The organism is Streptomyces sp. NBC_01334, assembly GCF_035983595.1.
GTDB lineage: Bacteria > Actinomycetota > Actinomycetes > Streptomycetales > Streptomycetaceae > Streptomyces > Streptomyces coriariae.
Genome location: NZ_CP130718.1, coordinates 1,292,283 through 1,316,377, shown reverse-complemented (window position 1 = coordinate 1,316,377; position 24,095 = coordinate 1,292,283). Strand labels below are relative to the sequence as shown.

General features: G+C 66.9%; 21 protein-coding genes and 2 pseudogenes. 12 read left to right on the top strand and 11 right to left on the bottom strand.

All coding sequences use genetic code 11. The features are described from left to right. Nucleotides 1–154: 154 nt before the first annotated feature. On the top strand, nucleotides 155–748 hold the full coding sequence (locus OG736_RS06080) for a BlaI/MecI/CopY family transcriptional regulator (RefSeq protein WP_327181502.1): 594 nt from the start codon (nucleotides 155–157) through the stop codon (nucleotides 746–748). Nucleotides 749–1,004: 256 nt separating this feature from the next. Here OG736_RS06080 and OG736_RS06075 read toward each other — a convergent pair whose 3' ends face one another. From OG736_RS06075 to OG736_RS06035, 9 genes are all read right to left on the bottom strand, one after another. Next, entirely contained in the window at nucleotides 1,005–1,736 is a 732-nt protein-coding gene (locus OG736_RS06075) for an aminotransferase class V-fold PLP-dependent enzyme (RefSeq protein ID WP_327181501.1), read from the bottom strand. Between the two features lie 64 nt (nucleotides 1,737–1,800). Beyond that, entirely contained in the window at nucleotides 1,801–2,238 is a 438-nt protein-coding gene (locus OG736_RS06070) for a hypothetical protein (RefSeq protein ID WP_327181500.1), read from the bottom strand. Between the two features lie 291 nt (nucleotides 2,239–2,529). Continuing rightward, nucleotides 2,530–3,384 (bottom strand): tryptophan 2,3-dioxygenase, encoded by an 855-nt coding sequence (locus OG736_RS06065; RefSeq protein WP_327181499.1) that lies wholly within the window; start codon nucleotides 3,382–3,384, stop codon nucleotides 2,530–2,532. A gap of 100 nt (nucleotides 3,385–3,484) precedes the next feature. Then, nucleotides 3,485–4,384, bottom strand: coding sequence for an MHYT domain-containing protein (locus OG736_RS06060; protein WP_327181498.1), 900 nt, complete (start codon nucleotides 4,382–4,384; stop codon nucleotides 3,485–3,487). Between the two features lie 876 nt (nucleotides 4,385–5,260). After that, nucleotides 5,261–6,028: a maleate cis-trans isomerase family protein gene (locus OG736_RS06055; protein WP_327181497.1), complete on the bottom strand. Its 768-nt coding sequence runs from the start codon at nucleotides 6,026–6,028 to the stop codon at nucleotides 5,261–5,263. After that, nucleotides 6,025–6,930: a fumarylacetoacetate hydrolase family protein gene (locus tag OG736_RS06050; protein ID WP_327181496.1), complete on the bottom strand. Its 906-nt coding sequence runs from the start codon at nucleotides 6,928–6,930 to the stop codon at nucleotides 6,025–6,027. Before OG736_RS06050 ends, OG736_RS06055 begins: the two co-directional genes overlap by 4 nt. 60 nt (nucleotides 6,931–6,990) lie before the next feature. Then, nucleotides 6,991–8,103: a cupin domain-containing protein gene (locus tag OG736_RS06045; protein WP_327181495.1), complete on the bottom strand. Its 1,113-nt coding sequence runs from the start codon at nucleotides 8,101–8,103 to the stop codon at nucleotides 6,991–6,993. Next, nucleotides 8,100–9,125 carry a carbon-nitrogen hydrolase family protein gene (locus OG736_RS06040; RefSeq protein ID WP_327181494.1) on the bottom strand — a complete coding sequence of 342 codons (1,026 nt, stop codon included), beginning with the start codon at nucleotides 9,123–9,125 and terminating at the stop codon, nucleotides 8,100–8,102. Before OG736_RS06040 ends, OG736_RS06045 begins: the two co-directional genes overlap by 4 nt. A 245-nt stretch (nucleotides 9,126–9,370) precedes the next feature. Then, nucleotides 9,371–10,369, bottom strand: coding sequence for an AraC family transcriptional regulator (locus tag OG736_RS06035; RefSeq protein WP_327181493.1), 999 nt, complete (start codon nucleotides 10,367–10,369; stop codon nucleotides 9,371–9,373). Between the two features lie 75 nt (nucleotides 10,370–10,444). Here OG736_RS06035 and OG736_RS06030 point away from each other — a divergent pair, with 75 nt between their 5' ends. After that, nucleotides 10,445–11,236 carry an IclR family transcriptional regulator gene (locus OG736_RS06030; RefSeq protein WP_327181492.1) on the top strand — a complete coding sequence of 264 codons (792 nt, stop codon included), beginning with the start codon at nucleotides 10,445–10,447 and terminating at the stop codon, nucleotides 11,234–11,236. A gap of 103 nt (nucleotides 11,237–11,339) precedes the next feature. Here OG736_RS06030 and OG736_RS06025 read toward each other — a convergent pair whose 3' ends face one another. Together OG736_RS06025 and OG736_RS47230 are read right to left on the bottom strand one after the other, a co-directional pair. Further along, on the bottom strand, nucleotides 11,340–12,773 hold the full coding sequence (locus OG736_RS06025) for an amino acid permease (protein WP_327181491.1): 1,434 nt from the start codon (nucleotides 12,771–12,773) through the stop codon (nucleotides 11,340–11,342). A 43-nt stretch (nucleotides 12,774–12,816) separates the two neighbouring features. Further along, a pseudogene (locus OG736_RS47230) lies at nucleotides 12,817–12,963 on the bottom strand (kynureninase/PvdN C-terminal domain-containing protein); the annotation flags it as partial. 1,137 nt (nucleotides 12,964–14,100) lie between these two features. On the opposite strand from OG736_RS47230, the gene OG736_RS06010 reads away from it, so the two are divergent. The 10 genes and pseudogenes from OG736_RS06010 to OG736_RS05960 form a co-directional block, all read left to right on the top strand. Then, nucleotides 14,101–15,255, top strand: a complete 1,155-nt coding sequence (locus OG736_RS06010; RefSeq protein WP_327181490.1) for an ABC transporter substrate-binding protein — start codon at nucleotides 14,101–14,103, stop codon at nucleotides 15,253–15,255. Then, nucleotides 15,246–16,052 (top strand): ABC transporter ATP-binding protein, encoded by an 807-nt coding sequence (locus OG736_RS06005; RefSeq protein ID WP_327181489.1) that lies wholly within the window; start codon nucleotides 15,246–15,248, stop codon nucleotides 16,050–16,052. Before OG736_RS06010 ends, OG736_RS06005 begins: the two co-directional genes overlap by 10 nt. Before the next feature lie 89 nt (nucleotides 16,053–16,141). Beyond that, on the top strand, nucleotides 16,142–16,879 hold the full coding sequence (locus OG736_RS06000) for an ABC transporter permease (protein WP_327181487.1): 738 nt from the start codon (nucleotides 16,142–16,144) through the stop codon (nucleotides 16,877–16,879). Nucleotides 16,880–16,991: 112 nt separating this feature from the next. Then, complete coding sequence (locus OG736_RS05995; protein WP_327187534.1) at nucleotides 16,992–17,549, top strand: NADPH-dependent FMN reductase; 558 nt, start codon at nucleotides 16,992–16,994, stop codon at nucleotides 17,547–17,549. Nucleotides 17,550–17,610: 61 nt separating this feature from the next. Further along, nucleotides 17,611–18,222, top strand: coding sequence for a nuclear transport factor 2 family protein (locus OG736_RS05990; protein WP_327181486.1), 612 nt, complete (start codon nucleotides 17,611–17,613; stop codon nucleotides 18,220–18,222). 86 nt (nucleotides 18,223–18,308) lie between these two features. Beyond that, complete coding sequence (locus OG736_RS05985) at nucleotides 18,309–19,190, top strand: intradiol ring-cleavage dioxygenase (RefSeq protein ID WP_327181485.1); 882 nt, start codon at nucleotides 18,309–18,311, stop codon at nucleotides 19,188–19,190. A gap of 28 nt (nucleotides 19,191–19,218) precedes the next feature. Continuing rightward, nucleotides 19,219–20,286 (top strand): maleylacetate reductase, encoded by a 1,068-nt coding sequence (locus OG736_RS05980; RefSeq protein ID WP_327181484.1) that lies wholly within the window; start codon nucleotides 19,219–19,221, stop codon nucleotides 20,284–20,286. A gap of 132 nt (nucleotides 20,287–20,418) precedes the next feature. Continuing rightward, nucleotides 20,419–21,168 (top strand): IclR family transcriptional regulator, encoded by a 750-nt coding sequence (locus tag OG736_RS05975; RefSeq protein ID WP_327181483.1) that lies wholly within the window; start codon nucleotides 20,419–20,421, stop codon nucleotides 21,166–21,168. A gap of 426 nt (nucleotides 21,169–21,594) precedes the next feature. Then, nucleotides 21,595–23,076, top strand: coding sequence for an alkaline phosphatase family protein (locus OG736_RS05970; RefSeq protein ID WP_327187533.1), 1,482 nt, complete (start codon nucleotides 21,595–21,597; stop codon nucleotides 23,074–23,076). Nucleotides 23,077–23,490: 414 nt separating this feature from the next. After that, nucleotides 23,491–23,775, top strand: a pseudogene (locus tag OG736_RS05960) (DeoR family transcriptional regulator); the annotation flags it as partial. Nucleotides 23,776–24,095: the final 320 nt, after the last annotated feature.

The following is a 24,095-nucleotide window of genomic DNA, read 5'->3' as shown; positions in this document are numbered from 1 at the left end:
ATCCGGGCAGATCTCCCTGCCCCCACCTGCGAGGCCACTCACCCCTCGCGAGCCCGTCCGCCCCCAGTGAATCGAGCACACGTGAGCTATCCACAATTGTAGTGAGTACTATCCAGTAACGCATTGCCCCACCGGGCCCGAGGAGAGTGCCACCGTGACTGAAAATCTGGACAAAGCGACTAGCCTTAGGCCGCTTTACGCCGCCCGACTGGCCGACGACCTGGAACGCAACACCGCGGAGCAAGCGCGCCTGTCCAGCGAGATGGCCGCCCTGCAGGAGCAGTTGGAGACGCTGCGGCACAACCGGGCGCTCTTGGTCCACATGCAGCAGGCTCTCGGGGATGTCGGGCAGTCGACGTCCGCGGAGGGCGTCGAGGCGTCGGTCCCGCGCCAGGCCGAGGTTGCCCCCGGGCAGGACGTCAGGAACGGAGAAGTCCGCCCCGAGGCTGCCACGAAGAGGTCATCCTCTTCCCGCACGGCGGCCGTTGCGAGGGACGGCTCGGCTCCGACGCTGCGGGACCTCGTGGTGAGTCACCTCAGCGTGAAGGGTCAGCCGTTGTCGGCCATCGAGGTCGCCGACGGGCTGGAGGGTGCGCATCCCACACGCAACATCAAGCTCACCGTGGTGCGCAGCACCCTGGAGGCGATGGTTGCCAAGGGGCTGGTGCGCCGAAGCAAGCAGGGCAAAAACGTCTTCTACACAGCCGTCGCGGCTGAGGCCGACAAGAACCAGCCTGCGACCGCCTGAGCGACGGCTGCAGGGATCCGGGAGCCTGTGGGCACAGCCCCGCAGCGATCTGCGATCGGGTCCCGTGGCCGGCGTTGCCCGAGAGGGAGCGCCGGACGTGTGGCCGCTGGGCATGCGCAGCAGTCTGGCCGCCCCGATGGGAGACGAGGGCGGGGGCTTTCACGTAGTCGGCTCTCCTGATGTCGTCCTGCTCAGGGAGCTCAGGGAGCTCAGGGACGCCGAGGGGTACGGCTGCGCTCGCTCCTGGCAACTGCTCTCATGGCAGGAACTTCTTTGCGAGTCGCCACATACGGTCCAGGGCACACCACACTTCGGTGAAGCTCGTGGACAGAGGCGAGAGTCCGAGCCGGATGCCGTCGGGCGCCCGGAAGTCCACGATGACGCCGTTGCTGATCAGCAGTTCGGCCAGTTCCTTGGCCTGCGGGTGCGACAAGGTGACGTGTCCCGCACGTAGTTTGTCCTCGCGCGGTGTGGCCAGGCCGAACCCCATCGGGGTGAGCCATGCGTCGGCCAACGCGATGGCCATGCGGGTCAGCGACAGGGATTTGGCCCGGACCCGGTGGATGCCGGCTTCCCCCAGAAGCTCCACACCGGCCGCCACGCCGGTGAGCCCGGTGATCGCCGGCGTGCCGGAGATCATCCGGCGTATCCCGGGGGCGGGGACGTGCGCGGGAGCCATGGCGTAGAGGTCCTCGGCGCTCATCCAGCCGGGAATCGGCTGGCACAGAGAGGTCTGGTGCTCTTCCGCGACGTACAGGAACCCGGGTGCGCCCGGGCCGGCGTTGAGGAATTTGTAGGTGCAGCCGACGGCGAAGTCGGTGTGCGTGGCGTCTAGTTCCACGGGAATCGATCCGACGCTGTGGCAGAGATCCCAGACCATGAGCGCGCCGTCGTCGTGGACGACGGTGGTGATGCGCTCCATGTCCGCGATGCGTGCGGACCGGTAGTCGACGTGCGAGAGGGTGACGACCGCTGTCTCCGGGCCCACGGCACGGGCGCCTGATCCGCCGTGACACCCATTGCAGACAAGTCGGGTTCGATCCAGCGGACGGTCATCCGCAGTTCGCGGGCACGAGGTAGCGGTCCGTCGGGAAGTTGCCCGTATCGGTCACCAGTTCCGTCCTGCCGGGACGGAGGGCCACGGCCGCTCGCAGCACCTTGTACAGACACACGGACGTGGAGTCGGAGAGGATCACCTGCCCATGTGCGGCGCCCAGCGCCCCATCTCCCAGAGCGTCTCCCAGTCTTTCCGGCAACGTGAGCCACCCGTCGTGCCACCCACGGATGAGCCGGGAGCCCCACTGCCGGACGACGAGGTCGTCCGCGAGCTCACGTGTCGTCCTCAGCGGCCTGCCGAGTGAGTTGCCGTCGAGGTAGGCGATCACGCGCGGGTCCTCGATGGGCAGGAATCGAGCACGGAATGGCGCCAGTTCGTCGCTCCGGTCGAGGCCTTGGGCCTCGCCCATGGACGGAGGTGTCATCGTGGTCACAACGGTGTCCTCTCGAGAGGGCGTCCCGCACGCAGGGCGACGACGGCACAGTTGATCACGACAGAGTCTGCTGGGGGGCGCCGCCGAGCAAGGTGAGTCCGCAGACGTGCCTCGGTGACAGCTCAGGTCTCGTACTGCGCCGACCTCCGCCGCGGGAGGGGCGTGGACGTCGAACTGGTCAGTGTGCAGGTGGGGATCGACAAGCCCCAGGGTGAGTGCCCCGCCACCCGCACTTGTGCAGCCGTACGAGGCACCGGGTCCAACTCCGTCAGCGGGCGCACCCCGTCGCGGTCATCGCCCGATCTCGGTGCGTACGGTGAGGAGCTCGGGGAAGAAGCTCAGTTCGAGTGCTGCCCGCAGAAACGCGACACCGCTTGAGCCGCCCGTCCCCTGCTTGAAGCCGATAACGCGCTCCACGGCTTTCATGTGTCGGAACCGCCACAGCTGGAAGTTCTCCTCGATGTCGACGAGTTCCTCACAGGTCTCCCACGGCCGCCAGTGCTCCGCTGGCTGCTCGTAGATCTGCTTCAGAACCGGCAGGAGCTTCGGGCTTTCCACATAGGGCTGCGAGAAGTCGCGTTCGATCAGTTCCAGGGGGATCTCGTATCCCTGCCGAGCGAGATGCCGCAGGAACTCGTCGTACAGGCCGGGGCGGTGAAGAGCCTCACGCAACGTGTTCTGCGTGACAGGATCCTCGGCGAACATCCCCAGCATGTCCGGGTTCTTGTTTCCGAGCAGGAACTCCACAAGGCGGTACTGGCCCGACTGGAACCCGGAAGACTTGGCGAGGTGGTCGCGGAAAGCCGCGAACTCTCCCGGCGTAATGGTTTCGAGAACGGCCCACTGTTCGAAGAGTTGCCGTTGGATGTGCTTCACTCGGGCCAGGCACTTCAGGGCGGTCGGCACGTCGTCCTCGGCGAAGCCGGCGATCGCCCGTCGCAGTTCGTGGATGAGCAGCTTCAGCCAGAGTTCCGAGGTGTGGTGCTGGATGATGAACAGCAGCTCGTCGTGGTGTTCCGGCCTACTGCGGGTGCGTTGCGCACTGAGGAGGACGTCCAGGCGGAGATACTGCGCATAGGTGAGGTCGTCCGGACCGGCGAAATGCATGTCCGTTTCGATGTCCCGCTTACTGAGGGACGGGCTCATGGCGACTCCAGATTCGCTCTGCTCAAGCATTTGCCACGGGGGAATCGGGGGCTACCGGCTGGTGTAGGCGGCCGAAATGAGGCGACCCGACGAGAGAATGCTAGAAAGCCCGCCAGGATTCGTCACTCGGATCAGTGCAACCTGTTGTCGTTGCAGTGCAGTCGACAGGTGCACTCGCCCCCGAGTTCCGGCCACCAGTGGGCGTGAGGCTGCGCAGACGGTTCCTGTGGGCGTGCCGGGAGTGGGCCGCCTTCTCGGCCCATGAGTCGTCGCCGAGCATCATGTCGGGGTCGAACATGATGATGACGGCGGCTATCAGGAGCACGATGAGCGGGCCGACGAGCATGGCCATGAGGAACGCCAGCAGGCTGGTGCTGGACTGCGTGCCCCCTGCCTGGCCCGTGAGCTGGACGGATACCGCAGCCATGCCGGTGTAGTGCATGCCGGTCACGGCCACCCCCATGACCAGGCTTGCGCCCAGACTGGACCACAGTCCGTGGATGGAGACCGCCGCCCACAGTGCCGCGCTGGCAGCCGCGACGGCCACCATGACTGACAGGGCGACCGTCAGTGCGTCGTAGCGAATCGTGCCGTTGGTGTGGATCGCGGCCATCCCCAGGTAGTGCATGCCCGCGACCCCGATCCCCGTGATCGCGCCGGCAGTTCCCAGGTTCGCCCGGGAGTTGGCCCTGTTTCCGACGAGGGATACGCCCATGCCGACGAATGCGATCGCCACCCCGAGGCTGAGGAGGGTCGTCACCGTGTCGTAGCGGACGAGTGCGCCTTGGACGCTGAACCCCGTCATGGCGATGAAGTGCATGGTCCATACGCCACAGCCGAGGGTCACGGCGCCGAGGGAAAGCCATCGGGCTCTGTGGTGAGGGCGCCGCAGGGAGCGTGTGGTGCATCGCAGCCCGAGCGCCGCCCCGAGGCAGGCCATCAGATAGGCGGCGATGGGGGTCACGGCGCCGTAGTGGAAGTTGGAGACGGTGGCGGTCATGGAGATTCCCTTCGTGAGCATGCGGGCGAGCCCCGGTGCGGGGGCTGTGTTGCGACGAGGAGACATACGCTGCCCACGGGTCGACCTCGGAGGCGACTTGCTCGTGGCAAGGGATCGGTGCTCGGGCCTCCGGTGGGAGGGTGACAAGGACACCGACGGCGCTCCGCTGGAGGCACGCGAGGGGCCGTCCGTCGGAGTTCTGCCGCAGGTTCGCACCGGTGCAGTGGACGGACCCGCCGGATCTGGCCAGGCGTTCGACGCGGGGACGGCCAGCGGCTGGATCAAGCCATCTGGCTTGGCTGTTAGGCGATTTAAGCACGATACGCGCACAACCTGCCACGCTCTCGCCGGGCGTGAACCCATACAGATTGAGAATTCTTCTCAATCTTGCCCAATGTGGTGGTCATCCTTCTGACACTTCCCTGGTGTGACCGACGGTGCCGGTCCGAAGGTGCTCAACGTGCCTGACCTGGGTGATTGTCTGTCAAGGTGGTGTCATCTGCCCGCAGTGGGAATGAGTTCGCGTCGGCTGGAGCCAGGCGGACCGGGCGGTTGGTCGGCGGAGGCGTCGGACGTTTTGTCAATGTCAGGAATGGGGGAGCGGTCGGGCGAGGTCGGTCACCCTGGTTCGACTGGTCAGTGTCACGACGTCACGGTGGGCGGCGTGTCATGGGCCGTGGTGACTGGGTCTCCGAGGGGCAGACGCGGAGGTGACACCCGAAGGCCCTGACAAGGCCTCGGACGTGGCGATGGATGGTGAGCAGACGGTGAGGCTGAGGAATGCTCGTGGATGTCGTCGCGTCGTTCCCAGCGGATGCGCAGGCTTCGGAAGCGGTGGACGTCGCTCTGCAATGGCTGACCGGGTCGCCCGGACACTCAGCTCTCGGCGAAGGCGCCGGAGAGGAGGTGGCCCGCATGTGGTGCGACGGCGGCGAGGTCCATGGCTCGCAGCATCTGGTGAGCCGTGCACACCGCGGAGGAGACCACCGGGCGGCCCAGGATCTGTTCTGCCTCCTCGATGGCGTCGAGTGAGGGCATTTGCACGCAGGCTGAGAGGACGACGGCGTCGGCGCCTGCGTAGTCCAGACGGCGAGCCAAGCCCGGCAACTTTCGCGGGTCGTGGGCGGCGACCTCGAGGTTGTCCGGGATGTCGAGGGCTCGGTAGTCGATGACGTCGAAGCCCTCGTGTTCCAGGTATTCGGCGACGGTCCGGGTCAGGGTAAGCGTGTAGGGGGCGATGAGGGCGACCCGTGGGGCGTTCAGCGCGTTCAGTCCGTGGACGAGCGCGCCGGCGCTGGTCACGACGGGGGTCGGTGCGCCGTTTCGGGCGGTCTGCCGGTGGAGGCGTTCCTCGGAGATGCGGTGGTATCCCAACCCCATGCTCATGATGGCCACGAGACAGGCATAGCCGAGGACGTCGACGTGGGCGTCGGAGAGTTCGAGCGCGCAGCGGTCGGAGTCGGCGTCCATGGCCTTGAGCTGTTCGGGGGTGACGTGTGTCAGCCTCATCCGGCTGGAGTGAAAGGTGAAGCGCTCGGGCTCAATGGCTTGACGGGCCCGCAGGATGGCGGGAATCTCCGTTTCCATGGTGACGTTGGAGCTGGGGACGATCTGGCCGACGCGGTAGGCGAACGAGTGGGTCATCGGGCGTCCGCCACGGGGTTGGCAAGCGTGCCCACGGAGGCGATGGTTGCTTCCACGAGGTCGCCGGGGCGGAGGAACTGAGGTGGCGTCAGCCCTGCTCCCACTCCGGAGGGCGAGCCCGTGGCGATGACGTCACCCGGTTCCAGGGTCATGCCGGAGGAGATGTCGGCGATCAGCTGGGGAATCTTGAAGAGCATGTGGCGTGTGTTGGATTTCTGCTTCACCTCTCCGTTGACCCGAAGCGACATGTCCAGTTCCGGCGGGCAGGGGACGGCCGCCCTGGTGACCACCACGGGACCGAAGGGCGCGTAGGAGTCCTGGCCCTTGGAGAAGAACCACTGTCCGGAGCGTCGCTGGTCACGGGCACTGATGTCGTTGAGGATGCTGTAGCCGAAGACGTGGTTCCAGGCGTCCTCCTCGCGGACGCGCCGGGCGGTGCTGCCGATCACCACGGCGAGTTCGCACTCCCAGTCGAGCTGAGCGGTGAGATTGCCGTTGTGCCAGATGGGCTGCCCCGGACCGGTGACCGCGGTCGCCGGCTTACTGAAGAGCACGGGGCGTGAGGGCAGGCTGTCCTTGGTGTCGAGCGAGCGGCTGGACTCGGCGACGTGCTCGACGTAGTTGAGCCCCACTCCGATGATCTTTCCTGGTCTGAAGGGCGCGTGGAGCGTCACTTCGTCGCGAGGACGGGCGAACCTTCGCAGTGTGTCGGGCGTACACCCCTCGAGGAGTGACCGGGCGGCGTCGAGCGCCTTCGGACCGGACCCGATGAAGGAGAGCAGGTCGCCGGGCAGTGCCGCACCCTCGTGGGCCGTGAGAGCGGCGAGGTCGACGATGAGCCTCTCCTGCTGCACTCCGAGGCGGGGCCGCTCATCGTCGTCGGAAAAGGTGGCCAGTCGCATGCATGCTCCAAATCGTGAGGATGGGAGGGGGAAAGGTGCGCTCGGCGCGCTGGCCGGTGATCAGTCGAGAGGTTGACGGCCGTCGCTCTCGGAGAATGCCTCCTCCCGCCAGAACGCGAGCGAGCGCATGACGGGGAAGTCGTTGAAGGAGAAGAGGACGGCGTTCTCGGAGGTGTCGGGATTCGCGTGCTCGTGCCATGCCCATGAGGGGACGCAGAAGATGTCGCCCTCCTGCCAGTCGAACCGCCTGCCGGCGATGACGGAGCAGCCGCGCCCCTGGGCGACGGTGTAGAGGACCGACCCGGTGTGGCGGTGTGCCTGTGTGGCCTGGCCGCCGCGCAGCAGTTGGATGTGCGCGCTCATGGTCGGCATGACGGATCCACCGGTCAGCGGGTTGGTGTATTCCATGATGACGCCGTCGTAAGGGGATCCCTCGGTCGATCGGGCGAGTCTGAGCAGCGCCTCGTACGTGGGCTCCCAGGGGAACGCGAACAGGGGTGAGTAGGGCTTGCTCCACCGCTCGGCGCCGTAGGGCAGGAGTGTGCCGCCGTAGGTCAATACGGAGGAGTTGACGACGTCGCCGGCGACCTGGTGAAGGTCGGGATGCACTTCGTAGAAGGGTGCGTCCAGGGCGTTGACGAGCGGAATGTCCAGGCCGTCCTGCCAGATGCAGGGGGCGACGGTGGATTCGTTGCCGTGTTCGTGCCAGGTGCCGTTCGGGGTGATGGCGAAGTCGCGGGGACCGACCTTCAGTTTCTGGCCGTCGACGACGGTCCAGGCGCCGCTTCCCTCCAGGACGAAGCGCAGTGCGGAGGCCTGGTGGCGGTGGGCGGTCATCGCCTCGCCGGGGCCCATGATCTGGAGGCCCGTGTAGAGCAGTCCGACCGCCGCGCTTACGTCGCGCCGCCCGGGGTTGGTCAGCATGACCACGCGCCGGCCCGCGTCGTCTGCCTTCACCAAGGGCAGCGCTTTCTGCACCAACGGGCGGAGCTGATCGTAGGCCCACAGAGTGGGGACCGACTTGGGGCGGGGGTACCAGGGCTCGATGTCGTTCGCCACGGTCCACAGGGCGCCGGCGTCCAGTCCGGCGAGCTCCCGGTAGTAGGCCTCGAGTTCTGGGGTGTCCCTGACACGGGCCCGGCCGATCTGGTTGTCGTCGTAGGCGGTGGTCATGCTTCCTCCTTCTCGCCGTCGGCGGGGAATTGCTCGGCAGGTCGGCTCACTGCTTCGTGGAAGGTGAGCGGGGTGTGGGGCCTGTTGTCGACGTGCAGCCGGAAGACGTCGAATCGGTTGTAGTGGCCGGTGATGTCGTGCATCTGCTTCGGCTGGATGCAGCGGGCGAGATCGATCTGGCCGTAGACGATGCCCTCGTCGTCCACGAGAGGGTCGGTGACCGGGCGGCCGTCGGGCCCGAAGATTCCCGAGAGCGCGCTGCAAGGGCGGTCGAAGAGCGCACGGATCCGCTGGTCATCCCCGGCGACGGTGCCGACGATCTCCGGAGTGAGCGAGGAGCAGGCGACGACGGAGAAGACTTTGCCCTCGAAACTGTGCGCTGCCGCGCGTACCGCGATGGCCTCGGACATGTCGTAGTCGGTCGGGGCGACCGGTAGGGCGACATACGTGGCGGCGTGGACGAGCTCGCCCTGGGCGAGCAGGGCGAAACGCGCGAGCGTGTTGGTGTTCTCGCCGCAGGCGAGCGCTCCGAGCGGGCCCACGGGAGTTTCGTGCACACGCAGGCCGCTGCCGTCGCCACCGCTCCATGTCAGCTTCTCGGCCCAGGTGGGGACCAGTTTGCGGTGCACGCCGAGCACATCACCGGTGGGGCCGATGGTGATGATCGAGTTGTAAAGGGTGCCGAAACTGTGCGGGCTGCGTTCATTGACGCCGATGACCAAGACGATGTGGTGTCGACGGGCGGCGTCGCGCAGGGTGTCGACATGAGGCCCGGGGATGTCCACGGCCGCGCGGTAGAGACGCTCGAACCAGGGGGACCCCTGGACGGGGTTCATCGTCCAGTTCCAGTACGGGTAGCCCGGAACGAACACCTCGGGGAAGACCACGAGTGAGGCACCGTTGTGCGCGGCCTCCGCGATCAGCGCGACCGCCTTGTCGACGGTGGCACCGGTGTCCAGGTAGACCGGGGCGGCCTGCACCGCCGCTGCGGTGAAGCGGGGGAGGGTCTTCGGAACTAGCACGGTCCACCGCCTCTTTCGCCTCGGCGGACGGCGCGGCGCGTACGGCACCGCATCCGGCCTGCGCGACGGGTGAGGGAAGGGCGTGGGCCCCTTCCCTCCAGGTCGTCGGTGGCGTCGGCGGCCGCGCGAGGCACGGCTTGCGGGATCGTGGGATGTGGCATGGCGTCAATGTAGGAAGCGCCACGGGGCGGTCTCTATCGGTGGAGTGCGGCGCGCAGTCGGCTGAGCGCGAGGGACCGCAGCCGTCAAGGCATGCGGGCGAGAGTGGTGGACGGTGTCTCGCCGAAACGGCGGCGATACGCGGCCGAGAATTCCCCGAGGTGTCCGAAACCCCAGCGGAGGGCGACCTCGGTGACGGTGACCGATCCGGATGGTGCGGTGAGCAGCTCTTGGTGCACGCGCTCCAAGCGCAGACGTCTGAGCAACGACATGGGCGAGACGCCGCGGTGTTCCTTGAATCCGGCGTAGAGGCTGCGGGTGCTGACGCCCGCGTGCGCGGCGATGGCCGCGACCGTGACCGGATCGGCGAGTCGGGTGCGGATGTACTCCTCTGCCCGGCGTACGTACAGGGGCGACGTCGCGTCGCGCATCGTCGATACGGCCCGGGGCGCGGTGCTGGGCTGGGCCTCCAGCAGCGCCGAGGCCAACAACCACTCCATGTGTACGCTGAGGCCCGGTGAGTGCTGGATCCGGTCGAGGAACGGGTCGCTGGCCAGGAACGCCTGGGCCACGGGTGCCCAGATCGCCCACCGCGGAGAGGCGGTGTCGAAGCCCAGCTTGAAGCGGATCGTCCGGCGGTCGCCGCGTGTTGCCCGCGCGTCACAGACTCGTTCGACCAGGTTGCGGTCCAGGCGCAGGATGAGCTGGTCGTAACCGGCGCTCATAGTGATGCGGAACGGTTCGTGCGGGCTGATGACGGTGGCGGTGCTGGGCGTGGCGTGGGCTTCTTGCGACCCATGCACATAGGAAGCAGACCCGGCCATGGGCACGCTGACGAGGTAGCAGGCCTTCAGGGGTTCGGACTCGACCACGACGCTCTGTCCGTAGCGCAGGCGGGTGGCCGAAACGCCCCCGATCGTGACGTGCTGGAGCACACAGGAGGGGGGTGTGCGGCCGGCGGGTCGCAGCCGATGGGGTCGCAGGACGGAGGTGACCGCGTCGACGATCTCGTCGTGGTCGCTGGAGCGCAGCACGGTGTGTCGGGTGAAGTCGATACCGATGTCGAACGGCCCGTTGTTCCGCATGAGTGTCTCCTCTCCCCGCCAGAGTAGAGACTTCGTTCTCCACAACAGAACACTTGAGGAATATGATTCTGTTATATGGAACGACTTGCTGGTGATGGCAATGCCCCGGAGCCCGCTGCGGCGGCGTACACCCTGAGCTCGGCGGACAACGTGCTGCGTGTTCTGCTGATGTTCAAGGACAGCCGGGTGATACGGGTCAGCGAGGTCGCCGCACGGCTGGGCGTCGCCCGCTCCACCGCGCACCGGCTGATCACGACCCTGTGCCGGCGAGGCCTGGCGGTGCAGGAACCCGGCACCCGTAGGTACGGACCCGGCCCCGCGCTGACGGATCTCACCTACGCTCTGATCCGGGATCCGGCGATGGACGCCGTACTGCACCGTCAGCTGGTGAGGCTGTCGGCCGTGTTGGAGGAGACGGTCAGCGCTCAGATCTTCCAGGGTCCTGATGTCCTGTTCACCGACGGAGTGGAAGCCGAGCGGGCCCTCAAGGCCGGGCTGCGCACGGGGGTGCGGCTGCCCGCTTACGCGGTGTCGGGCGGGAAGGCCTACCTTGCCGAGCTGCCCCGGAGGGAGCTGGTTGCCCTCTACCCCGAAGGATTCCGTCCTCTCACCGCCCATACAGTGACCCGTTTCGACGAGCTCGAGCGGGAGCTCGTGCAGGTGCGCGAGCGCGGTTTTGCCGTGAACCTGCAAGGCACAGAGACGGGACTGAACGCCGTGGGCGTGGCCGTGCACGACCGGTCCGGACAGGCTGTGGCCGCGTTGGCCGTCTCTGCCCCGGCGCATCGCCTGGAAGGTGCCCGGATCGACGAGGTGGCCGAAGCACTTCAGGACGCCGCCCGCTCGGTCGAGCAGGAGACGTCCTGAGGTGTCGCCGAGCGCCGGGATCACCGCGGTGCCGATCGGGCCATGGGCGTCGGCGAGCAGCTGCGCGACGCCCAACGGGGGTGCTGTATAGCCGGGTGAGGCTTCAGACGACATCCGCCCGCGGTGCGGCGTCGACGGAGGTGTCCGGTACGGGGGTTTCGTCGGACCCTGCGGTAGCGGACCGCCGTAGGAACAGACGGTAGGCGAGCAGGAGCCCCAGGAGTGCGGGAACGCCGACCATGCATGCCAGCCGCATGTCCGGGACGAAGAACCCGGTGCCGTAGACGGACAGCAGTGCGGCGATGCCCATGATCGGCGTGATACGGCCGCCCCGCAGGTGCATCGTGGACGGCGGGCGCTCGGCGTTTCGGCGGAAGGCGAGCAGCGTGAGGAGGATGATGATCCAGGTCGCGATGACGCCGAACGCGCCCAGGGACATCAGCACGGAGAACACCCGGGGCCCGAAGACGGCGGTAAGTCCTGCCGTGGCGAGGAACCCCAAGGAGGAGACTAGGACGGCTCGGCGCGGCACACCGCGTGCGGTCGTCACTCCGAGGGCAGACGGCGCGAGGCGGTCACAGCCGAGTGAGTGGAGCATGCGGGCGGCCGCGTAGAGGTTGGCGTTGGTTGCCGACAGGGCGGTGATGAGGATGACAAGGTTCGTGACCGTCGCGGCTGCGGGGATTCCGGCAGCGGAGAACATCATCACGAAGGGACTGGTCCGGGTGCCATGCCCGGAGGCGAGCTGCGGCCAGGGGATCACGGCGAGCATGATGGCGATGGCCCCCAGGTAGAACAGCGTCAGCCGCAGCACCAGTGACCGCAGAGCGCTGCGCAGGGAGGCACCAGGGTCCTTGGCCTCCGGGGCGGAGATCGCGACGAGCTCGATGCCCGCGAAGCTGAACACCACGATGGCCATGACCAGCCAGAGGGCGAGGGCGCCTTCGGGGACCAGTCCTCCGTGGGATATCCAGTTGGTCACGCCGGTCGCCGGCTTGTCGGGCAGACCGAACACGATGAGGATGCAGCCGATGCCGATGAAGGCCACCACGGCCGCCGCCTTGATCAGGCTGAGGCCCGATTCGGCCGAGCCGAAGGACTTCACACCGGCGAGGTTGACGAGGGTCACCGCTGCCGCGAGGATCAGGACGGTCACCGCCAGAGGCATGTCAGGCCACCAGAAGCGCAGGTACAGGGCTGCCGCGACGACCTCGCTGCCGATGCCGACGATGAGTGCGATCCAGTAGATGTAGCGAACGGCGAATCCGGCGAAGGGCCCGAGATAGCGGGCGGCGATGGCCCCGAACGACCCCTGGACGGGATGCGCGCTGACCATCTCGCCCAGGGCGAAGGCCACGGTCAGCGCGATCAGCGCGCCTGCCGCGTAGCTGATCAGCACCCCCGGACCGGCGACGGAGATGGCCGCGCCCGCTCCTAGGAACAGCCCCGTTCCAAGGGCCGATCCGAGTCCGAGCAGAGCCATCTGGCGGCGGCTCAGGCCTCTGTGCAGGCCACCGTCTTCGGGTTGAACACTCATGGCAGGATCTCCTTTGCGATTGCTGCGTACGGTCCAGGGCGGACCACACCGCGGTGAAGCTCGTGGACAGGGGCGAGAGTCCGAGCCGGATGCCGTCGGGTGCCCGGAAGTCCACGCAGACGCCGTTGTCGATCAGCGGTTCGCGACATGTGGGTAATCGAGGAGGAACCGGGCTTTGCCCACAGGGCAATTGAGTCAATCCGGTGAAGTGATGCTAGGAATTTGGCCGGAACCCAGCACTCGGAAGAGCGCACTGCTTTGTCGGTGCAGTGCAGTGGTGGCCGCGCCCGATGCCTCTGGGCGTCTGGTACTGCAGCGGTACTTGTTCTGAGTGCTGGGCAGTTGTCCGAGGTCGTGTCCGCGTCACCTTCGGCTGCACTCCACAGGGCCCCGGCTGAGCCCGCGACGATCTCCCGGGGCGGGCATACGGAGTCGTTGCGTTCAACCAACGACTATCGCGAACTCACCAAGATCGATACGGCGGACGCGGTGCCCGGCGCCAAGGCGACCCAGTGCGTACGTCCCCACTTCGTCGGCCTCGGTCCCGGGTCCGATCAGGTTGCCGGAACCGTCACCGAGGGTGCAGTGGCGGGGTCCCACGCATCGGCTGTACGTCGAACGTGGAGGACCACCGGGTGATGACGGACCTCCTAGAGCTGCATGAGTCAAGGCCGCCGACGCCAACGCCATCGCCCCGGCCAAGCTCATGGACGGCGTCGAGATCCTCGAGCCGGACTGGGCCGACATCGACACGAACCTCACCGCGTACGTCGAGGAGTGGAAGTCGGCCACAGGTAACTGAGCCCCACCCTGGTCCACCGCACTGACCTATGTTCCTGTACCACGCGCCGTAGCGGCCATGGAGCCACCAGGGGCGTCGGCATGCCCTGACGCACCACCGCTGCGCCAGGCTGCAGCGGTGGCCCCGGTCAACCGGCCCAGTGTGACCGCGGTCATCGCCCCAGTACACCCGCCACTCCGAACTGCGCGACAGACGTTCGTAGTCGCGCACCAGCCCGCAGTGCGGCACAGATCCCACTGGCAGCCGGTGCGGCCCCGATGGATGAGCGCGCATTGACTCACCGCCCTCTCAAGCAGGGCCGTTCATCTGGCAGGCCCCGGTTGGCACCGGGGCGCGGGCGCAGGGTTGCGACGGCGCCTGGCCCGCCTGGCGCCGTCGATGCACGGGCTCGGTCCAGGGCAGGGGCAAGACCCGGCTGCTCCGGCTGCCACTGAGTGGCAGTAGTTCATTGCCTTGCCCGGAAGGCCGCCCTACCTTCAAAACGCAACTGAAACACGGGGGAAATGATGTGAGCCGCGCAGCGTCATGGACCACGGTCGAACCGGTCTGATGGAGTATTTCGCAAGGCTCCCTGAGATGTCCTACCGAGCTCTCAATGGAGGGGAGATGGGTTACTTGAGTACGATGCGGAGAAATCGAAGAGCTACTTGGGCGCTACCGGCTGTCGTTGTTCTGTTGGCCTCGGGATGCGCTGTAACAGGAAGTCCGGGAGACCAATCTACGTCGAAGCAACGTGATGCCTTTAAGGTGATACTGCTCTCGTCACCCACGGGTCTTGACGCTCCGCTTTTTTACGGAGTGGACAAGGGGATTTTTAAGGAGCACGGAGTCGATCTCAGCATCCAGTTCGGCACGGGCTCTCAAGCCGCCTATGACGCGGTGGCGAGCGGTCGGGCGGACGCCGGAGTAACCGTGTACTCGGCAGTGGTCCTGAACTCGGCGAACAAGGGGGAACTGATCTCCTTCGGATCGCTGCACCAAGTGGACAGCGCCGGCATCCTGGTGAGTGAGTCCTCCAAGGTCACCTCTGTCGCGGGCCTGAAGGGAAAGACGCTGCTCGCCGCCCCCGGGTCCGCCACGCGAAAGATGCTTCCGGTACTGCTGTCCCGGGCGGGTCTCAACGAGAAAGACGTCACGGTCAAGGACGTTTCGCTCAGCGCCATGTATGCCACCTACGCTGCAGGACAGGGCGACGGCATGGTGACAGTGCTCCCGAACTCCGTGCCGCTGGTCAAGGACAAGCGGCCTTCCGTGCCGCTGTCGTTCATCGACAACGGCATCATCCAGCCGGGTCTCAACCTGGTCGCGAAGCCCGCCGATCTGCGTGAGAAGCGCGACGTCTATGTACGCTTCCTCGCCGCTCTCAGCGAGGCGGAGAGCGCGGCCGACGGTGACAGCGACGGCGCCGTCGAGGCGGTCACCAAGAAGGCGCCGCAGCTCGACAAAGACGTGGCCGCCGGCCAGTTCGCCGCAGGCAAGGAATTCCGCTGCTGGAGCAAGGCGGCAGTCGGATCGTCACCCCTTCTCCTGCCCGACCCACTGTGGCGGGACGGCGTCTCCGTCTTCGAGGAGGCCAAGATGATCGACAAGGGCTCCGTCCGGATCAGCGACTTTTTCACCAACGACATCGCCGCGGCAGCCGTGAAGGATTCCAAATCGAAGGCGGCCTCATGTCGGTGAAATCCCAGCAACCCGCCCTCCAGCAGGTGCGCGAGAAGATCTCGGTCTCCGGTGTGACCCACGATTTCGCCGGGCGCTCCAGGACGGTTCGGGCCCTGGAGGACGTTTCCTTCTCGGTCGACAAGGGACAGTTCGTAAGCATTCTCGGACCCTCGGGGTGCGGGAAGTCCACCCTGCTCAGCCTGGTGTCCGGCCTGGTCGAGGCCACACGTGGCGAAGTCCGGGTGGACGGCGGTCTGATACGCAGCACGGGCCACGACATGGGCATGGTGTTCCAGTCCGATCTGCTCCTGGACTGGCGTAATGCCATCGACAACATCTTGATCCAGGTCGAATTCCGCGGGCTCAAGCGCTCGGACTACGCCGACGCCGCCCGGGAGCTGCTTGCCAAGACCGGGATCGAACAGTTCGCCGAGGCCATGCCGAAGCAGCTCTCCGGTGGGATGCGGCAGCGTGTCGGCATCTGCCGCGCTCTCATTCACGATCCGAGTCTGCTCCTCATGGACGAGCCGTTCGGGGCTCTCGACGCGATCACCCGAGAGAAGATCAATGTCGACCTCCTGAACATCGTGGGAGCGTCCGGTAAGACCGTCCTGTTCGTGACGCACAGCATCGAGGAGGCTGTCTTCCTGGCGGACCGTGTGCTGGTCATGTCCGGCCGCCCGGGTCGTCTCATTGCGGACATCGAGGTACCGGTGCCCCGGCCCCGCCTCGAGTGGCCGCACGGGGAGTCCGTCTTCTCGCCGTATGTGAAGGAAGCCCGTGAGGCGCTGACCCGAGGAGGTTCCTTCTCATGAATGCGGTAAACGTCGCCTCTGTCGGTGAGACGGGCCTCGCCAAGCGTCGACAGCGCCGGTTCAAGGTGCCCCTCGGGTGGCTGTGGGGTGTGGCCGGCTTCGCCCTGCTGATCATCTGCTGGCAGCTCCTGGTGTCCTTGGCCGCCGTACAGGAGACGGCGCTGCCGCGGCCCCTGAGCGTGGTCGAGGCGCTGTCGGAGCACGGCGCGGTGCTATGGGAACACAGCCAGATCACGCTCATCGAGATCCTGCTCGGATTCGTACTCAGCGCCGTGTCCGGATTCCTCATTGCGCTGCTGATCGACAGTTCCAGGATTCTCTACCGGCTGCTGTATCCCCTGATGATCGTGGCCCAGGCGGTGCCGAAGCTGGCACTGGTGCCGGTCATCCTCATTTGGTTCGGCTTCGGTCGGACGTCCAACGCAGTGATCGCGCTGCTCATCTCGGTGTTCCCGGTGATCGTCAACACCCTCCATGGCTTCCAGTCCGTCGACCGTCGCTACGTCGAGCTCGGGCGCGTGATGGCGGGCAGCCACTTCATGCGCTTCCGCAAGATCCGTCTTCCCGCTGCGATGCCCAGCATCTTCACGGGACTGAAGCTGGGCATGTCCTTCGCGACCGTCGGTGCGGTGGCCGGCGAGATATTCGCCGGCTCGGAGGGACTGGGCTATGTCGTGTCCAGCGCGGCAGGCGCCCTGGACACGCCTTTGGCCTATGCCGCAATAGTGGTGATCTCGGCCCTCGGCCTGATCCTGTACTACCTCATGCTCTGGCTGGAGAAGCGTTTGCTGCCCTGGGCGTCGGGCGATCTCGTCACCGGTATGTGACAACAGCAGATCATTCACGCACCACCACCGGACCGCACCCTCACGGTTTTCGGGGCCCAGCCAGCCATGCCTCCACCCTGCACCCGTCCGAAAGGAATCCCCGGCAATGGATCTGCCCGACCTGATGATCATCGTCGCCACGACCCGCCCCGGCGGGGTAGGGCCGGCAATCGCCGAATGGTTCGACGAAAGGGTGCTCACGCACGGACGCTTCACCCCGCGCACCGTCAACCTCGCCGAGCTCGCCTTGCCGTTCATGGACGAACCCAACCATCCACGGCTGGGCAGATACACACAGCAGCACACTCGGGACTGGAGCGATCAGGTGGCCGCGAGCGACGCGTTCGTGTTCGTGATGCCGGAGTACAACCACGGCTTCAACGCCCCGCTGAAGAACGCCATCGACTTCCTGCATCAGGAGTGGGCCCGCAAGCCCGTCGGGTTCGTCAGCTACGGAGGCGTCGCCGGCGGCACCCGCGCCGTGCAGATGATCAAGCCGGTGGTCAGCTGTCTGCAAATGGTCCCGGTCACGGACGCGGTGGCCGTGCCCTTCGTGCAGAACTGCCTCGACGAGCACGGACGCATGAAGCCCAGCGAGATCCACGACGGGGCGGCCACCACTCTGCTCGACGGGCTCGCCCGGTGGACCGCTGCTCTGCGTCAGCCTTAGCCGACGAAAGATCCCAGCAGGCCGGGCGGCCAACAACTCGTTTCACACATCAGGAGAGAGCATGTCGACACTGAGCGACGCCAAGCGGGAGATCAGGGAAGTCGTGGAGAACTGGGCGGTGTGGAGAGACGCGGGCGACTGGAACCGCTTCGCGACCGTCTGGCACGACGACGGATACATGACCGCCACCTGGTTCCAGGGCCCGGCAAAGGAGTTCATCGAGGTCAGCCGCAAGGGCTTCGAGTCAGGAGTGAACATTCTGCACCTGCTCGGCGGGTTCTCCACCGACGTGCTTGGTGACCGGGCCATTGCCCAGACAAAGATGACCATCCTCCAACGCGGAATCGTGGAAGGTGTGGAGGTTGACGTCAGCTGCGTCGGCCGCTTCTACGACTTCTTCGAGCGGCGGGACGGGGAATGGCGGATCGTACGCCGGCAGCCGATCTACGAGAAGGACTTCATGATCCCCGTCGCACCCGCCGAGTACGTCCCGCTGGACGCAGAGCTGCTCCACCGCTTCCCGCAGGGCTACCGCCATCTGGCTTACCTTCAGACCAGGGCGGGCTTCGAGATAAAGCCGGGCCTTCCCGGGCTGACCGGCGAGGCCGTGGAGGAGCTGTACGCACAAGGCACTGCCTGGCTGGGCGGCTCCACCAGTGCCTGGGCGCACTGATCCACTTGACTCGCCGTGTCTGCAGAGCGACCTGAACCTCCGCAGACACGGCGTCCGGCCGACGATTTGACGGAGGTATCCGGTCGATGACCAGCGATCTGACAGAGACCACCATCACCGAAGCCGTGTTGAGCAGCTTCGACGGCACGCCTGATCCCAGACTGCGTGACATTCTGCGGACTTTGGTCAGGCACCTGCATGCGTTCGTTCGAGACGTCGAGCCGACCCATCAGGAATGGCAGAACGCGGTTGACTTCCTCACGAATGTCGGGCACATGTGCCACGGGAACCGGCAGGAGTTCGTTCTGCTCTCCGATACGCTCGGTGTGTCCATGCTCGTCGACGCGATCAACAACCGGAAGCCGTCCAAGGCCACTGAGTCCACCGTCCTCGGCCCGTTCCATGTCTCCGGAGCACCGCGTCGGCCGCTCGGCGCGGACATCGCGCTCGACGGCGCCGGCGAGCAGTGCGTGGTCTCCGGGATCGTACGAAGCGTGGACGGCACCCCGGTGCCAGGCGCCTTCATCGACGTCTGGCAGGCCAACGCCGACGGCACCTACGACGTACAAACACCGGACCTGCTGCCCGAGAGCAACCTCCGGGGGGTGTTCACCGCAGACAGCGACGGGCGCTACTGGTTCCGTACGATCGTCCCCCGCTATTACCCGATCCCCGACGACGGGCCGGTCGGTCAGATGCTGCGCAGCACCGGCCGGCACCCCAACCGGCCCGCGCACATCCACTTCATCGCCGGCGGGGAGGGGGTGGCGACGCTGACCACTCACCTGTTCATCAACCAGAGTCCCTACATCGATTCTGATGCCGTATTTGCCGTGAAACAGAGCCTCATCCGCGAAGTGGTCACGGTCGACGCCCAGGACCTGGCGAGCGCCTACGGCGTCCCCAATCCCTTCCGCCTCATCGACTTCGATATGACCCTCAGCCCCACCGGTTCCTGCCAGGGCTGAGGACATCCCTCATGTTCAGGAGATCCGCGTGACCAGCCACGACACCTTCACGTTCCAAGCCGCGCCGACGCGGGTTGTCTTCGGGGCCGGCCGGGTGCGGGAACTGGCCGACGAAACCCAGCGACTCGGTTTGCGCCGCATCCTCGTCATCGCCAGCCGCAGGAGGGCTGCGGAGGCTGAGACCGTGGCCGACCTGCTGGACGGGGCTGCGGTCGCCATCCACGCGGAGGGGGAGGTGCACGTACCGTCACGTGTTGCCCAGCGCGCCGTGTCACGGGCGCTCGAGGAGCGGGCGGACGGCTGCGTGGCTATCGGAGGAGGGTCGGCGATAGGCCTGGCCAAAGCGGTGGCCCTGTCGACCAGCCTTCCTTTCGTCGCCGTACCCACCACCTACTCGGGCTCCGAGATGACCCCGATCTGGGGTATGACCGGCAGTGACGGCAAAGTGACGGGCCGGGATCCCCGCGTCCTGCCACGGACCGTCGTGTACGACCCGGCCTTGACGACCAAGCTGCCCGCGCAGGTGTCGGTGACCAGCGGCCTGAACGCCGTCGCCCACGCGGCCGAGGCCCTATATGCCCACGACGCCTCCCCGGTGAGCTCGATGATGGCCGTAGAGGGAGTCCGGGCACTCTGGCAGGCGCTGCCCGAGGTGGTGGCCGACGGGGCCGACCTCTCCCACCGCACCCGCGCGCTGTACGGAGCGTGGCTCTCCGGCGCATGCCTCGGCGCCACGACCATGGGCCTGCACCACAAGCTGTGCCACATCCTGGGCGGCCTCTTCGACCTGCCACACTCGGAGACGCATACGGTGCTGCTCCCGCACGTCCTCGCCTACAACCTTCCAGCCGCGCCCCGTGCCGCTCTGGCTCTGGGTGACGCCTTGGGCACCAGCGACGTACCGCGCACGATCTTCGACATGGCCGAACGCCTCGGCGTGCCGACATCACTCAAGCAACTGGGCCTGCCGACCGGCGGTGTGGAGATGGTCGTGGAGCGGGCCATGGCTCTTTCGGTCACTCATCCGAGGCCGGTGAGTGCCGAGGCAGTCCGCACGATCATGCACAGCGCGCTTGTCGGAGCGACACCCGGGTGAGTCTCTCCCGCCACCACCTGAGGCTCTGCACCTGGGTGCGGCCATGGCGCCGCGGACTTCGGCACACGGCGCAGACACATCCGGGTGGCGTGACGGAACGGATCCCCCGTGGGGGCAGAAGCGAGGTGACGTGTGGCTGGAAACGCCAACCTGCCGGGAGCCAGTGTGTCGAGCCGCCTTTTCGCCGTCCTCGACTGCTTCGAGGTCAGTCAGTCCGCCCTGACACTCACCGACATCGCAACCCGTTCGGCACTGCCCCTTTCGACGGCACGGCGGTTGGTCAAAGACCTCACGGCATGGGGTGGCCTGGTCCAGCTCCCGGACCGCCGGTACTGCATCGGGATACACCTGTGGAAGATCGGCTCGTTGGCGTATGAGCAGCGCGACTTTCGCGAGGCTGCGATGCCTTACCTCCACGATCTCTACGAGGCGACACTGGAGAACGTGCAGCTCGCAGTGCTCGACGGGCTGAACGCCTTGTGCGTGGAGAAGATCTCCGGAACCAGGGCCGTTCCGACGCAGACGGAGGTGGGCGGACGCCTCCCGCTGCATGCCACCGGGGTGGGGAAGGTGTTGCTGGCGTTTTCACCCCCGGAGGTCGTCATGGCGTCGATCTCTCACGGTCTGCGCAGGTTGACGTGCCACACGATCGTCGAGCGGGGGCGGCTGATGTCGTCACTGGCGGAGGTACGCCGTACCGGGGTGGCCTACTCCAGGGAGGAGATGACTCTCGGGGCCGTCTCCGTCGCGGCTGCTGTCAAGGGCCCGGACGGGCTTCTCAAGGGTGCGGTGAGTATCGTGACCCGATCCAACACTCAACTAGACCGGCTGGAACCAGCCGTGCGCACCGCTGCCCTCGGCATCTCCCGGACAAGCACCTGACGGGCCGCACCTGCTCCCTGGTCCCGGCCGGCGCATTCTGGGGTCGTGGACCGGAGAGTGCGAGAACGTGCCGAAGTCCCTGAACACCTCTGCGAAGAGTGGTGGACGGTTTCAGCCGGGTCCGTCGCCGTCCGCGGTTGAGCAGTTCGACCTGGACCCGGGCCCAGAAGGACCAGGCTCAATGGGCGGCGTCGCGAACTTCGAGCCGGACTGGGCCGAGGACTACAGGAACCTCAGCGCGTACGTCGAGGAATGGAAGTCGGCCACAGGTGACTGAAGCCCCGCCCTGCTCCACCGCACTGACTTACGCTCCTGAACAACGCGCCGCAGCGGCCTTGGAGCCACCAACGGCGTCGGCCTGCCCCAACGCACCGCCGCTCTCATCCGTGCCTCACCCTCTCGACGGAGGACCACGTGTCGTCACGCATGTCCCGTCGCTCACTCCTCGTCTCGGCGTCGGCCCTCGCGGCCTCCGCCGGTCCGCTCTCCGCCCTCGCCCGCGCCGCCGCCAAGACCCCCAAGGTCCTGGCCATCGGTCTGGACGGCACGCTTCTGACCCGGATCAAGGACGCGGACGCCCCCCACCTCGGCGCGCTGATGGCCGCGGGCCTCACCGCACCCAGCAGCACCTGTGCCGCCCCGCTCGCGCCGACACTGTCAGGCCCCGGCTGGTCCACGATCATCACCGGCGTCTGGCCCGACAAGCACAACGTCAAGGACAACGCCTTGACCGGCCACCAGTTCGCGCAGTACCCGGACTTCCTCACCCGCATCGAGACCGCGAAGCCGTCTCTGACGACGTACGCCGTCTCGTCCTGGGCGCCGATCACGGACACCGTCTTCTCGTCGAAGGTGGACACCCGGGTGTCCACCCCCGCCGACGAGTACGACACCGGCACCACCGCGCGCGCGGTGGCCCAGCTGCTGGACGGCAACCCGGACGCGGTCTTCGTCCAGCTCGACAACGTCGACCACGCGGGCCACAGTTACGGCGCGGCCTCCCCGCAGTACCTGGACGCCGTCCACGGCGTCGACACCCAGGTCGGACAGATGGTCGCCGCCGTCAGATCCCGTGCCTCGTACGCGAACGAGGACTGGCTCATCATGATCACCGCCGATCACGGACACACCGACGCGGGCGGACACGGCGGCTCCAGCAGGCCTGAGCGCCAAACCTTCCTGATCGCAACCGGTGCCGGGACAGCGGCCGGCTCGGTGCGCTACGACGTCAAGATGCCCGATGTCGCCGCCTCTGCCCTCGCCCACCTGGGTGTAGCGATCGACCCGGCCTGGGGTTTGGACGGGCGGCCCCTCCAGCAACCGGCCCCCGACGACTTCGACACGCTGCGTCCGCTGCTGGCGACCCGCGTTGACGAGACCGGCATCGGCAACAACATCCTCGGCTTCACGCACACCCCGCCCCCTGGCTGGTCGGTCGACAACTCCGCGATGGGTACGGGCGGCGTCACCGAGTGGCGCGGCTGGTCCTTCACCACGGACGAGTTCTGGACTGCGGCACAGACCGACCAGCAGCGCGAGTCCAACGTCCGGGCCCGCAACGTATTCGCGGTGGCCGACGGCGACGAGTGGAGCGACAAACCCCATTCGGGCACCTTCGACTCGACCCTGGTCAGTCCGGCCTACGCGGTGACCGGAGGCGCCTCTGCCACCTTGACCTACTCGACGTACTACCGCCGGGAGTCTCCGCAGAAGGGCGAAGTACTCGTCGCCTACGACGACGGAACGCCGGTCCCGGTGAAGACGTACACCACGGACACGTCCTCCCGTACCGAGACGCTTGCCCTCCACGTTCCGGCGGGTGCAACGACAGCCGGCGTGCGGTTCAGGTACACGGGCGGAAACAACTGGTACTGGGTGATCGACGGGGTACAGATCGAACAGACATGACCAGCCGGCCAGGAAACACACAGACGCGCCATCCGCCGTCTTGTCGTAGGTGACCCTGACGCCCGCCATGGCCAGCACGCTCCTTGATGCGGTTGAGTTCGGCCTTGCCCACGCTTTGCCGTGCCGTCCCATCTCCATGCGGAAGTGACGAGCTGCAAGGCCAGGACGGCCTCGACGATGTCGGCGATCCGGTTGGTGCTGCAACGAACTGTGCGGAGGAGGTGCCAGGACTTGATGGCGGCCATGGCCTGGTCACCGAGGATCCGGATATTGGCGTGGGAGCGGTTGACAGCTTGCGGGCCGACCGGCAGTTCGGCCCGGCCGTCGCGATAGGGCATACGGCGCCGTCGGCTCCTTGGTCGGGACTTGTCGGCCGAGCACCGAACGCCGGTCGGTCAAGGCGTTGACGACGCCGCCAAGTCGGGCCTTGAGTCAAGCTCCAAGGAGGACATTGCAAGGGCGGCGGCCAGGCTCGTCGCCCCGGGCTCGGCGATCGCGCTCTCCGGCGGTACGACCACGTTCGCGCTGGCTCATCACCTACTCGACGTTCCCCACCTCACTGTGGTCACCAACTCGGTGCGTGTGGCCGACGTCTTCTACGCGGCGCAGCCGGCCTCCGACTCCCGGCAGGCTGAGGCCACGGTCGTGCTGACGGGCGGTGTGCGCACGCCGTCGGACGCGTCGGTGGGGCCTGTGGCCGCCGTCCCGGCGAGCGAGTCCTGGGGAGACGATCTCGTGGTGCCCGAGGCGACACCCTCGGCTTCCAGCCCGCCCGGACACTGAGACCCCGCTACGGACGGGCGCGGACACGTGTCCCCGCGAGCACCGGCCGGCCCCCGCCCACCCGCGGAGGTTCGCGACGGTCAGTTCGAGCGCGAAGGTGTCCCGGCTGCCGGCGAAGACGACCCCGGGAGGTGCAGCTCAGACACGTCGTGTACGCGGAGGCGCCGGGGCCGCGGGGAGGGGGGATGCGCGACCCCGGCAGTCAGACGTAGCCCGCCGACCACCCGCAGGGGTCG